Source organism: Streptomyces sp. NPDC028711, from assembly GCF_055565415.1.
The window spans coordinates 919,219-935,692 of record NZ_JBVHUJ010000002.1 but is presented as its reverse complement, the minus strand read 5'-3'; the positions used below and the strand labels follow the sequence as shown (position 1 = coordinate 935,692).

The window sequence follows — 16,474 nt, the reverse complement described above, 5'->3', positions numbered from 1 at the left end:
TCCGGCGAAACCGGCGGGCGGCGCGTCCTGGACTGGCCCGGTCACTGTCGGCGCGGCGCGGCGCGCGGGCATCGGCAGAACCACCGGTCTCCGTATCCGGACCGGCCGCGGGGCGAGGGGACGAACTCCCGGACCTGTCGCGGTCCTCGGGGTCTCAGAGCACGCCGTCGAGCCAGTGGACCACGTGGGAGATGTGGATCGTGGCCCAGGCCTCCGCGGTGCGGGCGTCGCGCGCGGCGAGCGCGTCCAGGATCGCCCGGTGCTCGGACAAGGTCCTGGCCACGGCCGACTCCTCGGTGATGCCCCGCCACAGCCGGGCCCGTACGGTGGCCCCGGAGATGCTGTCGAGGAGCGAGCAGAGCAGCGGGATCCCGGACGCCGCCGCGATCCTGCGGTGGAACTCCAGGTCGCTCGCGACGAGTTCGTCGAGACTCGGCTCGTCACCGAGCCGGTCCAGGAGTGCGCCGAGCTCCCGGAGCTCGTCCTCGTCGATCCGCTGCGCCGCGAGGGCCGTCGCGGCGGGCTCCAGGATGCCCCGGACCTTCAGGGCCTGGAGCGCCTGGTCGTCCTGGTGGAAGTCCAGGACGAACGACACGGCTTCGAGCAGCAGGGGCGGTTCGAGACTGGAGACGTACGTCCCGTCCCCCTGCCGTACGTCCAGGATGTTCAGCAGGGACAGCGCCTTGACCGCCTCCCGCAGGGAGTTGCGCGACAGGCCGAGGCCGGCGGCGAGGTCGGCCTCCTTGGGCAGCCGGTCACCCGGGCGCAGCGCACCGGAGACGATCATCTCCTTGATCTTCCCGATCGCCTCGTCGGTCACTGCCACGACGTCCTCCTGCGCACGGCGAAAATTCATCCGATGTCTGAGCGCCGCCACCCTACCCGCAGGGTGGCGGCGCTCAGCGGGCCAGGTGGTCGCCAGGCGGTGCGGGGTGCGTTGGGGTCAGGGGCAGCTGACGCGGATGTCGCCGGGGTCCGTGGTGCAGGTGTCCGTGCCGGGGCCGCCGTTGGCGGTGTCGTTGCCGGCGGTGCCGTCGGTGGTGGTGAGGCGGTCGTTGCCGTAGTACCCGGTCAGGGTGTCGCCGCCCGGGCCACCGTTCAGCGTGTCGTCGCCGAAGCCGCCGTCGATGTTGTCGTTGCCGAAGCCGCCGTGGACCGTGTCGTGGCCGTAGCTCGCGCGGATGGTGTCGTTGCCGCCGAGGCCGCAGATCACGTCGTTGCCGTAACCACCGTTCAGGGTGTCCGCGTCGGCGGTGCCGATGATCGTGCAGCCGCGGGCGTTGTTCACCGAGGTGGTGGCGACGGCCGTGTTGTCCGAGGTCACCGGGTCCTGGAGGGTGCCGCTGACACCGGCCGTGTTCCTCAGGGTGCCGGTGGCCCGGGGTTCCGCCGTCACCGTGACCGTCGCGCTCGCGCCCGGGGCCAGGGAACCGAGAGCGCAGGTGGCGCCCGTCGCCGTGGCCGTACAGCTGCCCTGGGAGGGGACGGCCGAGACGAGGGTCGCGCCTGCCCCGGAGAGCGAGTCCGACAGGGTGACGCCGGTGGCGGTGGCGGTGGACGTGGCGGCGTTGGCGACCGTCACCGTGTAGGTGGCGCGGTCGCCAATGCTCACGGTGGTCGTGCCGGTCTTCGTCACCCTGAGGTCCGCGCTCGCCGGGGGCGGGGGCGGGGTCGTGCCGTCACCGCCCTCGTACCGGGCGAGGGCGAAGGCGAAGCCCGCCCCGTACCCGGCCGCGACGATCTTGCCGTCGGGCTGGACGAGCACCCCGCGGGCCTCGTCGAAGTCGTTGAAGCCGGTCACCACGAAGCCGTCGCCGCCGAAGCCGGTGTCCACCGAGCCGTCGGGGTGGAGGCGGGTCAGGCCGAAGTCGTTGGCCTCGGAGCTGTTCGGGTCGTCCGCCCGGCCGGCGAGCACGATCTTGCCGTTCGGCTGGAGCGCCATGGCGTACGCGATGCCGCCGTCGCCCGGGGCGTTGACCGAGGTGCGCCCCGCCGTGCCGAAGCCGGCGTCGGGGCTGCCGTCCGCGTGGTAGCGGAGGGCGGCGAAGCCGGCGCCGCCGGAACCCGCGGCGACGATCTTGCCGTCGGGCTGCACGGCCACGGCGTTGCCGAACTCGGTGCCGCCGAAGTCGGCGGTGACCTGGCCGTCCCCGCTGAAGGTGGTGTCGAGGCTGCCGTCGGTGTTGTAGCGGGCCACGCCGATGTCGAAGGCGGTGTTGCCCACGTAGCCGACGGAGACGATCCTGCCGTCCGGCTGGAGAGCCATCCCGCGGGCGATGCCGCCGCCGTCCTGGGGCGAGGTGGGGGTGAATCCCGCGACCACCGCCCCGTCACCACCGAGGCTCGGGTCGAGGCTTCCGTCGGTGCCGAGTCGGACCAGCGCGAAACCGCTGCCGCCGCCCTTGCCCACCGCGACGATCCTGCCGTCGGGCTGCACCGCCACGTCCGCGCCGTCGGCGGATCCGCCGAACTCCTCGATACGCACCAGGCCGCCGTCGCCGAAGCCGGTGTCGAGGCTGCCGTCGGTGTTGTAGCGGGCCACGGAGAAGAAGCAACAGCCGCCGCCCTCCTCCCCGAAGACCTCGGTGGTGCCCGCCACGACGATCTTCCCGTCCGACGGCTGGATCGCGACCGCGTTGGCCGTGGCGGCGCCGCCGCCGAAGTCGCTGGTCACCGTGCCGTCCCCGCCGAAGCCGGGGTCGAGGCCGCCGTCGGTGTCGTAGCGGGCGAGCGCGAAGCCCGCCTCGCTGACCCCCACCACGACCAGCCTGCCGTCGGCCTGCCGCGCGATGTCGTGGCCTTCCGCGTAGTTGGTGATCGGGGTCGTCACCCGGCCGTCGAATGCGAAGGTCGGATCCAGATCACCCGGGGCGGCGAGCGCGGTGCCGGGAAGAGCGAGGACGAGCGCCATGCCGAGCGCGGCCGGCACGCCGGCCCTCCCGCCGGGCCTGCGGCGCCGTTCCGCCGGTCTCAGGTGTGCGTGGGTCATGGATGGACGAACCTCCGTCATCGTGGGTGTACGGGGAGCAGCGCACAGCTTCGTGCCGGTGCCGGGTCCCGCTCGCCCGGGCCGTGCCGGACTAGGCCCACCCGGACGCCGGGAACCACCCCCGCGGGGGAGCGCGCGTGCCGGTTCCTCCCTGTGGAGGGTGCGGTGGTTCGAGGACGCCGCCGCCGGCGCCCGTACCGCGCGGCGGAGTGCCGGGCGGAGTTCCGGTGGCCGAGCGGTCCCCGGCTCCGGAGACGGCTCGGGCACGGCGTACCCTCACCTCGGAACGGCCACCGGCGCCGGCCACCGGCGACGATCGGCCCGCAGAGGGTCGGGGCGGGGCCGGGAGGCGGCGTCGGGTCCGGGGGGACGCGGGTCGTGGAAGCGGATCGATGGACGCCGGACGTACGGCGAGCGGGGAACGGCAGATGAGTCAGACACGCGGCCAGGGAGCGAAGCCCGAAGGGGACGACGGGGACCGGGCCTCGACCGTGCGGCTCTTCATCGCCCTCGCCCCGCCCGACGAGGCGAAGGACGAGCTCGCGCGGGCACTGGCCACCGCGTACGACACGTACCCGCGGATGCGGTGGAACCGCATCGAGGACTGGCACATCACGCTGGCGTTCCTCGGCGAGCTGCCCGTGGGGACCGTTCCGCTGCTGCGTCCGCCGCTCGCGGACCTCGCGGCGGCACACCGGCCGGTCGAACTGGCGCTGCGCGGTGGCGGGCACTTCGACGAGCGGGTGCTGTGGAGCGGGATCGACGGGGACCTGGAGGGGCTTCACGCGCTCGCGGCCGACGTCCGAGCGGTGGTCGGGGAGTGCGGTGTCGCCCTGGAGGACCGGCCGCTGCGCCCCCATCTGACGCTGGCCCGCGCCCGCCGTGACGATCCGGCCGGCGTCCTCGACATCGCCGCCGGCCTCGCCGGCTTCACCGGACGTCGGTGGCCGGCCGAACGCCTCCACCTCGTCGGCAGCGATTTCGGCCGGGGCCCGGGCCCCATCCGGTACCAGGACATCGAGGCCTGGACGTTCGACGGACGCCGGACGGGCGGGTGAGCGGTGGGCGGATGGGAGGCGGGTGAGCAGGGAGCGGTGGGCGGATGGGAGGCGCGTGAGCGTGAGCGGGGTGCGGCGGGTGAGCGGTTTGGCCGGGTGAGAAGCGGGTGAGTGGTGTCGCAACCGCCCGTACTCCGGGGGCGTGTTTCCCTGAGCAGTGATCGCTCCGGAAAGGGAAACACGTTGTCCGTCTCTGGTCCCACCCCGTCCCGTCGCACCGCTCTCGCCCTCGGCGCGGGCGCCGCACTCGCGTCCGCGTTACCGCTCGGAGGGTCCGCGTACGCCTCCTCGTCCGGCGGCGAGAGCCTCGTCGCGCGGCTGAGGGAGCTTGAGCGGCGGCACTCCGCCCGGCTCGGCGTCTTCGCCCACGACGTGCGGTCCGGGGCCTCGGTGGCGTACCGCGCCGACGAGCGCTTCCCGATGTGCTCGCTCTTCAAGACCCTCGCCGTCGCGGCCGTCCTGCGCGACCTCGATCACGACGGCACCTTCCTGGCCCGTCGCCTCCACTACACCCAGGCGTACGTCGACCGGTCGGGCTTCTCCCCCAAGACCGGACTGCCCGAGAACGTCGCCCACGGGATGACCGTCTCCGAGCTCTGTGACGCCACCCTGCGCTACAGCGACAACACCGCCGCCAACCTGCTGCTCCACGAGCTGGGCGGCCCGACGGCGGTCACCCGGTTCGCCCGGTCGATCGGCGACGGCAGGACGCGGCTCGACCGCTGGGAGCCCGAACTGAACTCCGGGGAACCCTGGCGCAAGACCGACACCAGCACCCCCCGCGCCATCGGGCGGACCTACGGGCGGCTCGTCCTCGGTGACGCGCTGCCGCGCCAGGACCGGGAACGGCTCACCGCGTGGATGCTGGCCAACACCACCAGCGACGAGCGGTTCCGCAAGGGCCTGCCGGCCGACTGGATCCTCGCCGACAAGACGGGCGGCGGCCGGTACGGCGGCAACAACGACGCCGGCATCGCGTGGCCGCCGGGCGGCGGCCCGATCCTGCTGGCCGTGATGACGACGCGGTTCGAGGAGGGCGCGGCACCCGTGAACGCGCTGGTGGCCGAGGCGGCCGCCCTGGTGGCGGCGGAACTCGGCTGACGCCCCAGGAGAAACAGCCCGAATAAATGGGTTGAGCGCCGTCCACGGCTTTCCTAGGCTGTGGGCACACGCTGAAAGGAGGTGATCCGAGAAATGGTTTCTTTTCGGATTCGTGAGGTGACTGCGGGCTAACGGCCTGCCGTCGCACTCTGTGCACCTCGGCAGGCCACCTGCCGAAAACCACGCAGTCACCCGACCCGTGGGCCGCCGGTTATCCGGCCGGCTCCCGTCCGAACTCGAGCGGACGGGACCAAGGCCCACGGGTCGTCCGCGTTCCCGGCCACCCCGGGTCCACCGATGTGGGCCGGATCACAGGGAACGTTCGGGCGGGGCTGCTCCTCCTCGGAGTGTCGGCGCGTTGCCGCGCCGGCCTCGCAACGGAGGGAATCCCATGACGGTCATCGACATCGAGCGGCCTCGGACGATCGCGGGCGGGCGTGCCGTCGCCGCGCTGCTCGCCGTCCTCGCGCTGGTCCACCTCTCCTGGGCCACCGGCCTGACCTGGCCGGCCGCCGACGAGCGGGCCCTGTCGCTCGCCGTCCTCGGCAGCGTCGTCTCCTTCGGGCCGGCCGTGGTCCTGCCGCTGGCTGCCCTGGAGGGGTTCGCCGCCTTCGCCGTCGCCCTCCACGCGCGCGGTGGCGGTCGACGGCGCGGCATCCCGCGCCTCGTCACAGCCGCCGTCGCCGCCGGGATGCTGCTCCGCGGGGCCGTCGGCCTGGTGTGGATCGCCGTCGGCAAGGACGGTTCCGGTGCGGCGTTCCCCTGGCTGAACGCCCTGGTGTACACGCCCCTGAGCCTGGTCTTCGGATGGGCGGCGCTGCGTGCGGCCCGCTGACCCCGTCGACCGGGGCATCACGCTCGCCCGGGCCGCCCGGCGCGGCGACACCCTGGCCCTGCACGACCTGCTCGACCACCTCACCCCGTACATCGCCCGGATCTGCCGCCCCATCGCGCTGGACGACGGACCGGACGCCACGCAGGAGGCACTGGTCGCGGTGTTCACCTCGCTGCGTTCGCTACGGGAGCCGGAGGCGCTCTACGGGTGGGTGCGGGCGATCTCCGTACGGGAGGCGGTGCGGGTGGCGAAGCGGGCGGGCCGGGCGCGGCCGGCCGAGCTCGCCGACGTACCGGAGCGAGGTGATCCGCAGCTGGCCGCCGACATCGACGACGTCCTGGCGAGGCTGTCGCCCGCGCACCGGGCCGTCCTCGCGCTGCGGGACATCGAGGGGATGGACGAGGAGTCGGCGGCGGCGCTCCTGGGAGTACCGACCGGCACGGTCAAGTCCCGGCTGCACCGGGCCCGGCAGAGTTTCCGAAAGGCGTGGAGCGCGTGAAGCAGAGCGAAGACGGCAGCCAGGCCAACGAGGACACGAGCGACCTGCTGCTCGACGACGTGCGGCGGATGCGCGTCATGGTCGCCGGTGTCCGGGGCGCTCACCTCGTCGAGCGGGTGCTCCCCGTGCCCCTCCCCCGGGTCTGGCGGGTGATGGGTGATCTGGAGGGCGGCTTCGGGGACTTCCAGCCCGACATGCGGTCGGTTCGGGTCCTGCGGCGGGAAGGCGACCGGGTCGAGGCACTCGCCCGCAGCCGCTACGGGCTGCGGGCGCACTTCCACGGCGTGCTGCGGCCGGGCTGGTGCTGGCTGCAGAGCCGGTTCCTGGTGATCGGGATGGCGGCGGTGGACGAGGGCGGGCGGACCCGGGTCGCGCTGACCGGTGGCGTACGTGTCCCCGGGCGCGCGGCGCTGGTGCCGCTCGGCGCGCGGCGTGAACTGGAGGAGGCCATGACACGCCTGGCCGAGCGGGTCACGTGACCGTCCGCCGCCCGGTCGCTCCAGGCCACCCGGGCGTGGTGGTTCCATCACGCCAGGCTCAGCGCGCCCGTCTGCCGGGCCCGTGCCTCGCCCACCCGCAGGATCAGCGCGGCCGCCCCGAGGAGCAGGGCGCTCAGCGCTCCCAGGCCGAGGAGGGTCGGGGCGAGTTCGCTCGCCGTACGGTGCTCGATGAGCGCGCCGCGGACCGCGAGCAGACTGCCGGTGAGCGGGAAGACCGCGCCGACGACCTGGACGGCGGCCGGCAGGGCGAAGTGCGGGAGGCGGACGCCCGAGACGAACCAGAGCGGCTCGTCGAGGATCGTGTACAGGAACGCCGAGTCCCGCGAGAACACCAGCAGGCTGTTCAGGAACGCGCCCCACGCCACCGCCGGGACCAGCAGGGCCAGGAGCACGACGCCGTACATCCACCAGGCCGAGACGGACAGCGTGCCGAAGCCGGTCAGGGCGGCGACGGTGAAGCAGGTGAGCAGCCAGGCGTTCTGGAGGAGCGCGCCGGCGCCGTTGGCGATCATCAGGGTGAGGCGGCCCGCCGGGGAGAGGAAGAGCAGTTCCAGGGTGCCGGTGGCCCGCTCGAAGGAGAAGTGCCAGGCGCTCTGGACGAGGGAGAAGAAGAAGGCGTACGCGAGGGTGCCGGTGGCCAGGAAGGCGAGGAGGCGTTCCGGGTCGGCGGCGAGCGGCCAGTTCTCGGCGGCACGGGAGGCCGTGGCGACGGGCCGCAGGGTGTAGTAGGTCGTGGCCAGTTGGAGGACGGGCCAGACGAGCATCGAGAAGACGACGAGCGGCTGGCCGAACAGCCGCCGGTGCTGCTTGAGCGTCTCCGCGGCGAAGACCCGCAGGGCGTGGCGGAGGTGGTTCACCGGGCGCCGCCCTTGGAGCCGGTCGGCGTCGCGCGGGGCGGCTCCTCGGTCGCCGCGGCGCGGGGCCGCTTCGTGGGGGTCGCGCGGGAAGCCTCCGCGCCGTGCGCGTGGGAGCCCTCCGCCGTTTCCGTGCGAGCCGCCCCCTCCGTCTCCGTCAGGGCCGCCTCGCCCCTCTCCGCGAGGGTGAGGATCGCGTCCTCCAGGCTTGCCTCGGCGATCTCCAGGCCGCCGATGGATCCGCCCGCCCCGACCACCGCCGCCGCCAGTGGACCGGCCATGTCGCCGGGGTGGCGCAGCGTGATCAGTTCCGCGCCGTCGGGGAGGGGCTCGCGGGTGGCTCCGAAGGCGTCCGCTACGGCCCGGGTTCCGTCGGTGGGGTCGGTGACGGTGAGGCGGACCGTACGGTGGCTGCCGGTGGCGGCCTTCAGCCCGGCCGGGCTGCCCTGGGCGAGGTGGCGGCCGGCGGAGATCACGTACACGTGTCCGCAGAGTTCCTCGACCTCGGCGAGGTAGTGCGAGGTCAGCAGGACGCCGGTGCCGTCGTGGGCGGCCAGTTCCGCGACGACGCGGCGCAGGTCGCGGGCGATCGGGGCGTCGAGTCCGAGGGTCGGCTCGTCGAGGAGGAGGTAGTCGGGGCGGTTGACGAGGCCGCGGGCGATGGCGAGCCGCTGGGTCATGCCGCGCGAGTACCGCTCGACCATGGTGTCGGCGGCGTCGGTCAGACCGACGAGGTCGAGGAGCTCGCCGGTCCTGCGCCGCAGTTCGGCCTTGGGGACGTCGTAGAGCTGGCCGAAGTACCAGAGGTTCTCGCGGCCGGTCATACGGGTGTAGACCATCCGCTCGCCGCCGGCGATGAGGTTGATGCGGCGGCGTACGGCGCGGGCGTCGGCGACCGCGTCCAGGCCGTCGACACGGACGGTGCCGGCGCTGGGGCGCAGGAGGGTGGCGAGGATCTTGATCGTGGTGGTCTTGCCGGCTCCGTTGAGGCCGAGGAGGCCGGTGACGCGGCCGCGCGGGATGTCGAGGTCGAGGCCGTCGACGGCGCGCTTGCGGGTGCGGGGGCCGAAGAGGCCCTTGTCCCGGACGGCGAAGTCCTTGCGGAGGCCGCGGACTTCGATCGCCGTGGTCATCAGTAGGTCCTTTCGACGGCGCGGGCCTCGGCCCGCGGCAGGCAGGCGAGGCCCAGGAGGAGATAGGCGCAGGTGAGGGCGGCGCTGACGGCCAGCCTCGGGAGGAGTTCGGGGAGGGTGTGGCCTCCGGTGGAGCTGCCGTGCAGGACGTCCATCGCCGAGGTGGTGGGGAGGAGTTCGGCGAACCATCGCACCGGCTCGGGCAGGTAGTCGCGCGGGAAGGTGAAGCCGCCGACCAGGCCGAGCACGATGAAGACGGTGTTCTGCGAGATGTGGGCCTCCCCCGCCGCGATCATCAGTCCGCCGAGCCCGACCGAGAGGGCGAAGACGGCGCCGATCAGGGCGAGGGCGCCGAGCAGCATGCCCGGGACCGAGGAGACCGGGACGGTGATGCCGAGGGCTGCGACGACCAGGCCGAGGGTGAGGAACTCGAGGAGGCTGCTGACCACCGCGAAGGCGGTGAAGCCCATCAGGTACGGGAGGCGGCCGGCGGGGGCGATGAGCAGGGCGCCGAGGGTGCCCTGCCGCTGTTCGGTGATGAGGGCCTTGGCGGACCAGAGGATCAGCCGGACGGCGAAGTGGAAGGCGGTCGTGCCGACCACGATGTAGGCGAGGTAGGCGGTGGTGCCGCTGCCCGCGGCGAAGTCGGCGCCGACGGCGCCGCCGCCGATGGCGTGGAAGCCGAGGTGGGCGAGTGCGATGGTGAGCGCGGCGGGCAGGACGGTGCCGACGGCGTACGTCCATGGATAGGCGCGGCGGGTCATCTGCCAGGTGCGCCAGGCGGTCGCCCAGGCTATGGGCATGAAACGGGTCCCTCCCCCGAGGTACAGGAACGTGCGTACAGGAACCTCGTGGAGGAACCTGTACGAAGCGAGTGCGTTCCCTATGGGAACTCATAGAGAGTTTCTATCGGGAACTCACTCGATGGCGCAAGATGGACCGCGCACCCGAACGAGGAGGAACGTCATGGCACGAGCCGTGCCCGACCGCGACGCCGCCTGTGCCATCGCCCAGGCCGCGGCCGTCGTCGGCGACTGGTGGAGCCTGCTCCTCGTCCGTGAGACGGCGCGGGGGCGGCACCGCTTCGACGAGCTCCAGCGCGAGCTGGACATCTCCCGCAAGGTCCTCACGGAGCGGCTGAACCACCTCGTCGAGAGCGGAGTCCTCGACAAGGTGCCCTACCAGGAGGGGCCGGTGCGCCACGAGTACCGGCTCAGCGACGCCGGCCGCGCGCTGCTCCCCGTCCTGGTCTCGATGCAGGACTGGGCCGATCGCTGGCTGCTCGGCGACGGGTCCCTCACCGCCTCCGCCGACGAGCGGAGCGCCGAGGCGCACCGGGTCCACGACCTGCCCGGCACCCGGCTGCCCCGTCTCACGCTGCCCGCGCACACCGGCGCCACGCTCGACCCGGTCGACGCGGGGGCCGGGGCCACCGTCCTCTTCTGCTACCCGGCGACCGCCAGGCCCGGCCCCCTGCCGGACGACTGGTCGGAGATCCCCGGCACGGCGGGATGCACCCTGGAGAACCGCCTCTTCCGTGAGGCGTACGACCGGTTCACGGCGGCCGGCGTCTCGGTGCGCGGCGTCAGCACGCAACGCCCCGACGAGCAGCGGGCGTTCGCGGCGGCGGAGGAGATCCCCTTCCCGCTGCTCTCCGACATGGACAGCGGACTCTCGGCGGCGCTGCGGCTGCCGACGTTCCGCGCGGGCCAGGCCCTCCGCCTGAAGCGGGCGGTCCTCGTCCTGGACCGCGAACGGACCGTACGGCACGTGCAGTTGCCGGTCACCGACATCCCGGCGGCCGTGGAGACCGCGTGGCGCGAGGGGTCGGCGGTCGCCTCGGAGTGACGGCGCCTGCCGCGCCTCCCCTTCGTCTTGCGTTCACCTCCCCGGCGTGGTCGGATGACCTGTCTTTCTCATGATCATTACGTTGGGGGCAGAGTTGACCAGAGGTATGGACCGCCGTTCCGTCATCAGAGGCCTGGCCACCGCCGGAGCCGGTGCGACGGCGGGGGCCGTGGTGATGGGGAGCGGGCCGGCGTACGCGGCGGGTTCCGGGGACGACCCGTACAGCGTCGACGTCATCAGCAAGGGCGCCGACCCGACCGGCGCCACGGCCAGCGACGCCGCGTTCAGGGCGGCGGCCGCCGAGGTCCTCGCCTCGTTCCAGCCCGGCCCGATCTCCGGCGCGATCCCCAAGAAGGTCCTGGTCATCCCGCCCGGCACCTATCTCCTCACCCAGCCGGACTCGCTGCTGCCGAACGTCGACGGCGAGGGCAACGGCGGCATCGTCGACGGCGTGTCGATCACCGGCTACGGCAAGCGGCTGTCCCGGATCGTGTACGCGCCGACGGCGGACGACACGACGCTCTGGACCAACTACCAGCGCTACAAGAACATCCGTATCTCCGGGCTCACCTTCACCAGTGTCAACGCCACGTCGAGCTTCACCTACGCGTACTCCTCCGCCGAGTACGGCGTCCAGGACACCTGGTACACCGACGTCGAGTGGCGCGGCAGCTGGAAGCGGGGCATCGGCCTCGACGGCCCGGCCACCACCTCCAACCTGAACAGCGAGATGGGCTGGGACCACTGCCAGGTCGGCGGCTCCTACTCCGACGCGTTCCTCGTCATGGGGATGACCCCGGCGGCGACGCAGCAGGACCAGTTCCTCAACTACTGGTTCCGCGACTGCAAGGTGGAGTACCAGTCCGGGGTGTTCGTGAAGAACAACCGGGGCGGCTCGATGAACTTCGTCGGCGGCTCCTACATCCTCACCGACGCCGCGTCGACCGGCACGTTCTTCCAGCTCACCGCCGACGCGACCACCCGGGCCGACTCCGTCACGCGCCTGTACGCGCAGGGCATCCGCTTCGAACTGCGCGGCGTCGGCCACAAGGTGATCGACTCCCGCTGGTACAAGGGGAGCATCACCTTCGTGTCGTGCGACGACACCGCCCTGAGCTTCAAGTCCTGGGCTCCGAACGCGGTCACGCACGTGTACGACTTCCAGGCGAACGGCTCCCGGGGCCCGATGGTGCGGTACGAGGACTGCGGCCTGATGGGCTCGCACCAGGTGACGACCGGGGCCACCGCGACCACGGCCGGCAAGGTGCTGTACGACGGCTGCCGGTTCATCGACATGCCGGCCGCGACCGGACCGACCGGGTTCCTGCGCTGGACCGGGACCGTCGCCCCCCGCTACGAGATGCGCGACTGCCTCGGCGGCGCCACCTACCTGGCGGACGTGAAGAACCCCGCCTGACCGCCGACGGGCACACCGGGCGGTCCGCGACGCGCGTCGCGGACCGCGCGGTGGTTCATCACACGTACATCTGGACCCGGGGTCACCGGTCGTCCGGCGGCTGCCCTGCGGACACCCGGGGGAACAACGCTCACGCAGGATCAACCGCCCCCCTGCAGAGGAGAGTTGTGTGACTCGCTCCACCACCGCCCGGCCGCTCGTCCTTGCCGTGGCCACGGCGCTCGCGGCGGCGGCCCTCGCCGTTCCCGCCCAGGCCGACCACCGTGCCTCCTCCACCACGCTGCCGGCCGTGACGCCCCGCGCGGAGACGCCGGTGCTGCACGACGACGACGCGGGCGGCAACGCCGACGCGGACGACCCCGCCATCTGGCGCAACGCCGCCGCCCCCGGCCGCAGCCTCGTCATCGCGACCGCCAAGGAGGGCGGTCTGCGCGTCTACGACCTGGAGGCGCGTCCGGTGCAGTCGATAGCCGCGCCCCCCGCCGCGGGCGAGGACGACGCCCCGGGCCGCTTCAACAACGTGGACCTGGTCCACGGTCTGCGGCTCTCCTCCGGCCGGGCCGATCTGGCCGTCACCAGCGACCGCGGCCACGACCGGCTGCGGTTCTACCGCATCGACCGCGACCGCGCGGGCGGACCGCTCACCGACGTCACCGACGAGGCCGCGCCGCCCGTGTTCTCCCGGGACCAGGCCGAGATCAACGACCAGCGGACCGCCTACGGCCTCGCGACCTGGACGGACCGGGCCACGGGCAAGAGCTTCGCCCTGGTCAGCCGCCGTGAGCGGACCAGCATCGCGCTGCTCGAACTGCTCCCGGCCGCCGGCGGCAAGGTCACCTACCGCACCGTCCGCACCCTGGACCTGCCCTCCACGTTCCGCCTGCCCGACGGCACCTCGTGGTCGCCCTGCGGCGAGCCCGGCGAGCTGCCGCAGGTCGAGGGCATGGTCGTCGACCCCGCCGACGGCACCCTCTACGCCGGCCAGGAGGACATCGGCATCTGGCGTCTGCGCGCCGACCTCACCGGCACCCCGAAGCTGATCGACACGGTCCGTGAGTACGGCGTCCCCGGGGTCTACGACGAGGAGACCGAGGAGTGCACGCCGGGCGCCGACCCAGGCTACGGCGGTACGAAGCTCTCCGCCGACGTCGAGGGCCTGACGCTGGTCACCGAGGCCGACGGCGACGGGTACCTCCTCGCCTCCAGCCAGGGAGACAACACCTTCGCCGCCTACGACCGGGAGGTGTCCGACGACAACGAGTACGAGGGCGGCTTCCGGGTCGCGCCCGCGACCGGCGCCCTCGACGGCTCCGAGGAGTGCGACGGCGCCGCCGCGCTGAACGCCCCGCTGGGCTCCGCCTACCCGAACGGCCTCCTCGTCGTACAGGACGGCCACGACGCCCCGGGCGACGGCGACCGGCCCGCGACCAACTTCAAGTTCGTCGACCTCGGAACCGTCCTGGACGCCCTGGACGACTGATCCCCGTCCCGACCGCTGCCCGCGCCGGCCGCCGACGCCTCCCGGCGCGGCGGCCGGCGCCTTGCCACGTTCCGTCTCGACCGAGTGTTCTCCGGGCCTGCGTGACGGCGAGGCCGGCCCCCGGCCGAGCGGTGGGGGAACGGGTGGACCGAGCCCGCCGGCGGGCCCCTCCGGCGTGCCTCGTCGCGCGGACCGGCGCATGCTGGCAGAAGAGCGGGAATCCACCTGGCGACAAGGGGGCCGCGTGGGACCGAGCGACGACAGGGAGCGCCCCGACGCCCCTCCTCGGGGCCTGTCCGCCCTGGAGAGCGTCGCGACCGCGATGCTCGACGAGCACGGCCGCGTCACCTGGTGGTCGCGGACCGCGCAGCAGCTGCTCGGATGGACCGGCGAGGAGATGGCGGGACAACCGGCCTCGCGGCTTCTGGCCGAGCCCGGGGAGTCGGGGTACCGCAGGAGCAGGGCGGTCCCGCGCCGGGCGCGGCTGCTGCACCGTTCGGGGCGGCCGGTCGAGGCGGACCTGCTGGTCGCGGAGGCGGACGGCGCGGCGGAACGGCTGGTCCTGGTGCTGCCGCCCGGCGGTTCTGACAGGGGGCACCAGGACCGGGACGTCGCCCGGACGCTCCTGGCCCAGGACGGCATCGGCGTCGCCCAGTTCGACCTGGATCTGCGGCTCGTACGGACGAACCCGGCTCTGGAGGCGCTCCGCCCGGAAGGCGCCGGGGACGACTGGCTGTGCCGCCTCAGAGCCCGCGACGGCGGCGGTGACGCCCGGGTGGCCTTCGAGCGGGTCGCGGCCACCGGAACGTCCGTCGCCTCGCGCGTGTACGAGCTCGACCGGCCGGGCGGCGCGGCGGCGCTGGCCCTGTCGTGCTTCCGTATCGACGACGCCCTCGGTATGCCGATGGGCGTCGTGGTGGAGGCGGCCAAGGTCACGGAGGCGCGATCACCGCGGCACGCCGACGCGTACCGCCAGGCCTTCGAGGTCGGGGAGTCGCTCGACGTGGTCCAGGTGGCCGAGGACCTCACGTCGATCCTGGTGCCGGCCCTCGGCGACCACGCGACGGTCGACTATCCCGACGACCTCCTGCAGGGCCGTGATCCGTCGCTCGGACACCCCGGCCGGGAGGCCTCCGCCTCGCGCCGCGTGGCGGTGAGGTCCCTGGACGGCGACTGGCCTTCGCCGCTGATCCAGGTGGGCGAGTCCGTCCCGCTCGTCGCGGAGACTCCGGAGATCGCCGCCCGGCACGTCGGCGGGATGCTCGTCGCCGACGAGGAACTCTCCCGGCGGATCCTCGGCCACGACCCCGCGCTGATACGCGCGTTCCTGCCCGAGGGCACGCACGCCTCGCTCGGCTGCCCGCTCTACCGCGGCGGCCGGTTCTTCGGGTACGCCGCGGTCTACCGCACCCGTACCACCGCGCCCTTCGACGAGGCCGACATCAAGCTGATGCACGATCTGTGCGCCCGCACCGCGACGGCCATCGACAACGCCTTCCGCTTCGCCCGCGAGCACCAGACGGCCGTGGTCCTGCAGCGGAGCCTGCTTCCCCCCGCGGCGACGAGCAGCACGGCGGCGGAGACCGCGGGCGTGTACCTTCCCGCGGGCGGGACGATCAGTGTCGGGGGCGACTGGTTCGACGCGTTCGACCTGTCCTCGCTGCGGGTCGGGCTTGTCGTCGGTGATGTCGTGGGGCACGGTCTGGAGGCGGCCGCCACCATGGCGCGCCTGCGTACGGCCGTGCAGACGCTCGCCGATCTGGACCTGCCGCCCGACGAGCTGCTGACCCGGCTCGACGATCTGGTGCGGCGGATGCAGCGGGAGGCGAACGAGCCCGACAGCGTGGGCGGCTCCTGCCTGTTCGCCGTCTACGACCCCGTCAGCCGTACGTGCCACATGGCCTCCGCCGGCCACCCGCCGCCGGCTCTGGTGACGCCCGAGGGTGACGTCGGCTTTCTACCCGTCACTCCCGGCCCGCTCCTCGGGGTCGGCGACAACCCCTTCGAGGTCACGAGTGTGACGCTGCCGCCGGGGAGCACCCTCGTGCTCTACACGGACGGTCTGCTCGGGCGGGACGTCCTCCACGGGTCGGAGCAGCTGAAGGCGGTTCTGGCCGGTCTCTCACCGTCGGAAGGCACCCTGGAGTCCGTGGGCGCCGCGCTGCTGGCGAGGACGCCGCACGCGGAGCACCCGACCGACGACATCACGGTGCTGCTCGCCCGTACCCACGTCGTGACCGAGGAGTCCACGGCGAGGTGGGAGTACCCGGCGGATCCCGCCGCGGTCCATGACGCGCGCGCCCACGTCAACGCCCAGCTGGAGGCGTGGGGCCTCGACGAGCTGCTGTTCAGCACCGAGCTCATCGTGAGCGAGCTCATCACCAACTCCATCCGGTACGCCGGCGGCCCGGTCGTGCTGCGGCTGATCCGCGACCGGGTGCTGGTGTGCGAGGTGTCGGACCCGAGCAGCACGCAGCCCCGGCTGCGCCGCGCCCTCACCACGGACGAGGGCGGCAGGGGTCTCTTCCTCGTCGCGCAGCTGACCACCCGCTGGGGCAGCCGCTACACGGAGCGCGGGAAGACGATCTGGACGGAGCAGCAGCTCACGGGCCTCTGATCACTTTCCCTGGCGATTGACCGGCCGCCGGTACATCCCGCCCGGCTTCGCCTCGGACGTCTCCTGCGCCGTCGCGCGACCTTCGAAGGAAGTTCGCACGTCAGGTTCTTCTGTTCAGCTTCTGATGCGTCCGTCGCTTCACG

General features: G+C 73.1%; 14 protein-coding genes. 9 read left to right on the top strand and 5 right to left on the bottom strand.

Translation table 11 applies throughout. The annotated features are described in order from the left end of the window. Nucleotides 1–154: 154 nt before the first annotated feature. Together ACZ4VK_RS09965 and ACZ4VK_RS09960 are read right to left on the bottom strand one after the other, a co-directional pair. Nucleotides 155–826: a FadR/GntR family transcriptional regulator gene (locus ACZ4VK_RS09965; RefSeq protein ID WP_468350379.1), complete on the bottom strand. Its 672-nt coding sequence runs from the start codon at nucleotides 824–826 to the stop codon at nucleotides 155–157. A gap of 117 nt (nucleotides 827–943) precedes the next feature. Then, a complete protein-coding gene (locus ACZ4VK_RS09960; protein ID WP_468350376.1) occupies nucleotides 944–2,989 on the bottom strand; it encodes a calcium-binding protein in 2,046 nt (681 codons plus the stop codon). Between the two features lie 428 nt (nucleotides 2,990–3,417). Here ACZ4VK_RS09960 and thpR point away from each other — a divergent pair, with 428 nt between their 5' ends. The 5 genes from thpR to ACZ4VK_RS09935 all read left to right on the top strand — a co-directional run bounded on the left by thpR (nucleotide 3,418) and on the right by ACZ4VK_RS09935 (nucleotide 6,961). Then, complete coding sequence (gene thpR, locus ACZ4VK_RS09955; protein ID WP_468350373.1) at nucleotides 3,418–4,047, top strand: RNA 2',3'-cyclic phosphodiesterase; 630 nt, start codon at nucleotides 3,418–3,420, stop codon at nucleotides 4,045–4,047. 183 nt (nucleotides 4,048–4,230) lie between these two features. Beyond that, entirely contained in the window at nucleotides 4,231–5,148 is a 918-nt protein-coding gene (gene bla / locus ACZ4VK_RS09950; RefSeq protein ID WP_468350371.1) for a class A beta-lactamase, read from the top strand. Nucleotides 5,149–5,539: 391 nt separating this feature from the next. Next, nucleotides 5,540–5,983, top strand: coding sequence for a DUF3995 domain-containing protein (locus ACZ4VK_RS09945; RefSeq protein WP_468350369.1), 444 nt, complete (start codon nucleotides 5,540–5,542; stop codon nucleotides 5,981–5,983). Further along, complete coding sequence (locus ACZ4VK_RS09940; protein ID WP_468350366.1) at nucleotides 5,970–6,482, top strand: RNA polymerase sigma factor; 513 nt, start codon at nucleotides 5,970–5,972, stop codon at nucleotides 6,480–6,482. Before ACZ4VK_RS09945 ends, ACZ4VK_RS09940 begins: the two co-directional genes overlap by 14 nt. Continuing rightward, nucleotides 6,479–6,961, top strand: coding sequence for a hypothetical protein (locus ACZ4VK_RS09935; RefSeq protein WP_468350364.1), 483 nt, complete (start codon nucleotides 6,479–6,481; stop codon nucleotides 6,959–6,961). Before ACZ4VK_RS09940 ends, ACZ4VK_RS09935 begins: the two co-directional genes overlap by 4 nt. 47 nt (nucleotides 6,962–7,008) lie before the next feature. Here ACZ4VK_RS09935 and ACZ4VK_RS09930 read toward each other — a convergent pair whose 3' ends face one another. The 3 genes from ACZ4VK_RS09930 to ACZ4VK_RS09920 are packed head-to-tail and all read right to left on the bottom strand — an operon-like array spanning nucleotide 7,009 to nucleotide 9,772. Further along, nucleotides 7,009–7,839: an ABC transporter permease gene (locus ACZ4VK_RS09930; protein ID WP_468350362.1), complete on the bottom strand. Its 831-nt coding sequence runs from the start codon at nucleotides 7,837–7,839 to the stop codon at nucleotides 7,009–7,011. After that, nucleotides 7,836–8,969, bottom strand: coding sequence for an ABC transporter ATP-binding protein (locus tag ACZ4VK_RS09925; protein WP_468350360.1), 1,134 nt, complete (start codon nucleotides 8,967–8,969; stop codon nucleotides 7,836–7,838). The genes ACZ4VK_RS09930 and ACZ4VK_RS09925 overlap by 4 nt, the downstream gene beginning before the upstream one ends. Further along, nucleotides 8,969–9,772: an ABC transporter permease gene (locus tag ACZ4VK_RS09920; RefSeq protein WP_468350358.1), complete on the bottom strand. Its 804-nt coding sequence runs from the start codon at nucleotides 9,770–9,772 to the stop codon at nucleotides 8,969–8,971. The genes ACZ4VK_RS09925 and ACZ4VK_RS09920 overlap by 1 nt, the downstream gene beginning before the upstream one ends. 163 nt (nucleotides 9,773–9,935) lie before the next feature. Between ACZ4VK_RS09920 and ACZ4VK_RS09915 the strand changes: the two genes are divergently transcribed. The 4 genes from ACZ4VK_RS09915 (at nucleotide 9,936) to ACZ4VK_RS09900 (ending at nucleotide 16,331) form a co-directional block, all read left to right on the top strand. Then, complete coding sequence (locus ACZ4VK_RS09915) at nucleotides 9,936–10,817, top strand: winged helix-turn-helix transcriptional regulator (protein ID WP_468350355.1); 882 nt, start codon at nucleotides 9,936–9,938, stop codon at nucleotides 10,815–10,817. 106 nt (nucleotides 10,818–10,923) lie between these two features. Then, on the top strand, nucleotides 10,924–12,234 hold the full coding sequence (locus ACZ4VK_RS09910) for a hypothetical protein (RefSeq protein ID WP_468350353.1): 1,311 nt from the start codon (nucleotides 10,924–10,926) through the stop codon (nucleotides 12,232–12,234). A 169-nt stretch (nucleotides 12,235–12,403) separates the two neighbouring features. Beyond that, entirely contained in the window at nucleotides 12,404–13,714 is a 1,311-nt protein-coding gene (locus ACZ4VK_RS09905; protein ID WP_468350351.1) for a phytase, read from the top strand. Between the two features lie 244 nt (nucleotides 13,715–13,958). Further along, on the top strand, nucleotides 13,959–16,331 hold the full coding sequence (locus ACZ4VK_RS09900) for an ATP-binding SpoIIE family protein phosphatase (protein ID WP_468350349.1): 2,373 nt from the start codon (nucleotides 13,959–13,961) through the stop codon (nucleotides 16,329–16,331). Nucleotides 16,332–16,474: the final 143 nt, after the last annotated feature.